Below are 2,638 nucleotides of genomic sequence, written 5' to 3' on the forward strand. Positions count from 1 at the left end.
CGGCTGGTTTGATCCCAAGTTTAAAAAGAACGCATTCGATCCGGAGCAGCGCGAATCGCGCTTATGGAGTCAAGCGGCTGCGGATTCGATCATTGCCGCGTGCCGCGGCAAAAGTGGGCCGGCGCGCGAAGAAACGAAATCTTCGACGCAACTTTCGCCCTTGCTTTTCGATCTGACAAGTCTGCAACGCGAAGCCAACAGCCGTTTCGGCTTTTCAGCCAAAACGACCCTTGCGCTCGCGCAAACGCTCTATGAAAAGCACAAGGCGCTGACCTATCCGCGCACCGATTCGCGCGCCTTGCCTGAAGATACGCGCGGCATGGTCAAAAAGACGCTGCAAACGCTCGCGCAACATAACGCTTATGTGCCTTTCGCGAATCAGATTCTCGATCAAGGCTGGGTGAAGCCAAACCGGCGTATTTTTAACAATGCCAAAATCAGCGACCACTTTGCGATTATCCCGACAACGCAAGCGCCTAAAAGCCTGAACGACGCGGAACAGAAACTGTACGATTTCGTTGTCAAACGTTTTCTGGCGGTCTTTTTTCCAGCGGCTGAATATTTGCTGACCACGCGCATCACCGACATTGTCGGGCACTGCTTTAAAACCGAAGGAAAAATATTGACAGCGCCCGGCTGGCTGCAGGTGTACGGACGCAATGTACACGATGCGAACGAAATGCTTGTGCCCATTGCGCAAGGCGAAATCGTGCGCACGGACGCCATCGAGGCGCACAAACTCACTACCAAACCGCCCGCTCGCTATACCGAAGCGACCCTGCTTTCCGCGATGGAAGGGGCCCGGAAACTCGTTCAAAAATGATGAGTTGCGCGCCGCGATGTCCGCCAAAGGACTCGGTACGCCCGCGACGCGCGCGGCGATTATCGAAGGACTGCTGACCGAAAAATATCTGATCCGGGAAGCCCGTGATTTGACGCCAACCGCAAAGGCGCATCAATTGATGACCCTGTTGCGCGGTTTGAAAGTCAACGAACTGGTCGCGCCGGAGCTGACCGGCGAATGGGAATTCAGGCTCGCACAGATGCAGGGCGGGACGCTTGCGCGCGATGTCTTCATGCGTGACATCGCGCAAATGACGCAAACCATTGTCAGTCGCGCGAAAGAATATGATTCGGATACCGTGCCGGGCGATTATGTCACCTTGGAAACGCCGTGCCCGCAGTGCGGCGGCATAGTCAAGGAAAATTACCGGCGTTTTGCCTGTACGGGTTGCGCGTTCTCAATCACCAAAACGCCCGCAGGCCGGCAATTTGAAATCGAAGAAGCGGAAGAATTACTGAAAAATAAAGGGATCGGCCCCCTCTCAGGATTCCGCAGCAAAATGGGACGCCCTTTTGCTGCGGCGCTGAAACTGGTTGAAGACCATGAGACTCAACACCTCAAGCTCGCCTTTGATTTCGGTCAGGAAAATGAGGACGAAGCCAGCGAAGCGCCAGACTTTTCAGGCCAAACGTCGCTCGGCCCGTGTCCGAAATGCCGCAGCCGCGTTTTTGAACATAGCATCGGCTATGTCTGCGAAAGTACCGTCGCACATCCGAAATCGTGCGATTTCCGCTCTGGCAGAATCATCCTGCAACAGGATATTTCGCGCGAACAGATGCAAAAACTGCTCGGCGCGGGCCGCACCGATTTGCTGACCGGCTTTAAATCGTCGCGCACCGGCCGCCATTTCAAGGCGTATCTGGTGCAGCAAAAAGACGGTTCCATTGGCTTCGAATTTGAAAAGAAAGAGAAAGCTGGACGTGACGGAAAACATTCTTAACAAACGACTGCTTTATGATAAGTTAGGTTTTCGCCGATTTTAATGAATTGAGTACACAACGTTCCCAGTCGTCAATGATGTAAAGGGTTTGGATGAATTGGGACGTTGTTGGTTTGATCACGAACCGTGAAACTATCGCGGAAGGTAATAGCATTCGTGAGCTGAAGCGATTGCGCGACCATTACGGCGGCACGACTTGGCGTAAGAAAAAGGGAATCGCAATGGTTCGCTTTCTGCCCGGCGGGCCGACGGTTAAAGCGGAAGTACACGGGTATGAAGCCCATGGCGTAGGCAAAATCGAAATGAAGATCAAAACGCTGCTATGAATTTCCTAATCTGTGTGAACAACAAAGGTTATGAGGCATCGCTGGAAGTCCGTAAGCTGTATCGATGCCTTGATGACGCGCACGCCGATGCGCTAGATATGGTACGCGTAGTAGACGAGTCCGGTGAAGACTACCTGTACCCGGCGAAGCGGTTCCAACCAATCCGCATTACAAAGCAGCTGGAACATCAGCTTTTTACCCACGCTGCCTGACAGTTCCATTTTCACGACCCGCAGCGGGCAAGACCCTGGTGATGTGTCCGGAAGTAGCACATGACGTCATGCAAAAAGCATTAGCAAAAAGCATTAGAATTTCAGCGTTGCGTGCGTCCCTATATTCACCCTCTGAAATATGATTAAGCCCATCAAAGCTCAAAAAAACGTGAAGCAGTTCCGCAATATTGGCCTTACGCAGATATTGACTTATCGGCTTCCGCTGGCCGGTATCGCGTCCATTCTGCATCGAATCAGCGGCGCATTGCTCTTCCTCCTTCTGCCTTTTGCGCTCTATCTGTTTGAACAAAGCCTC

General features: G+C 52.7%; 2 protein-coding genes and 2 pseudogenes. All 4 read left to right on the forward strand.

Going from position 1 to position 2,638, the window contains the following annotated elements; all coding sequences use genetic code 11:
* Positions 1 to 1,754: pseudogene (locus CAGGBEG34_RS00465) on the forward strand (DNA topoisomerase); the annotation flags it as partial.
* A 122-nt stretch (positions 1,755 to 1,876) separates the two neighbouring features.
* Positions 1,877 to 2,110 (forward strand): hypothetical protein, encoded by a 234-nt coding sequence (locus CAGGBEG34_RS00470; protein WP_006681969.1) that lies wholly within the window; start codon positions 1,877 to 1,879, stop codon positions 2,108 to 2,110.
* A complete protein-coding gene (locus CAGGBEG34_RS00475; RefSeq protein ID WP_006681970.1) occupies positions 2,107 to 2,322 on the forward strand; it encodes a hypothetical protein in 216 nt (71 codons plus the stop codon). The genes CAGGBEG34_RS00470 and CAGGBEG34_RS00475 overlap by 4 nt, the downstream gene beginning before the upstream one ends.
* Before the next feature lie 139 nt (positions 2,323 to 2,461).
* Positions 2,462 to 2,638, forward strand: a pseudogene (locus CAGGBEG34_RS00480) (succinate dehydrogenase, cytochrome b556 subunit); the annotation flags it as partial.

This window comes from Candidatus Glomeribacter gigasporarum BEG34 (genome assembly GCF_000227585.1).
GTDB lineage: Bacteria > Pseudomonadota > Gammaproteobacteria > Burkholderiales > Burkholderiaceae > Glomeribacter > Glomeribacter gigasporarum_B.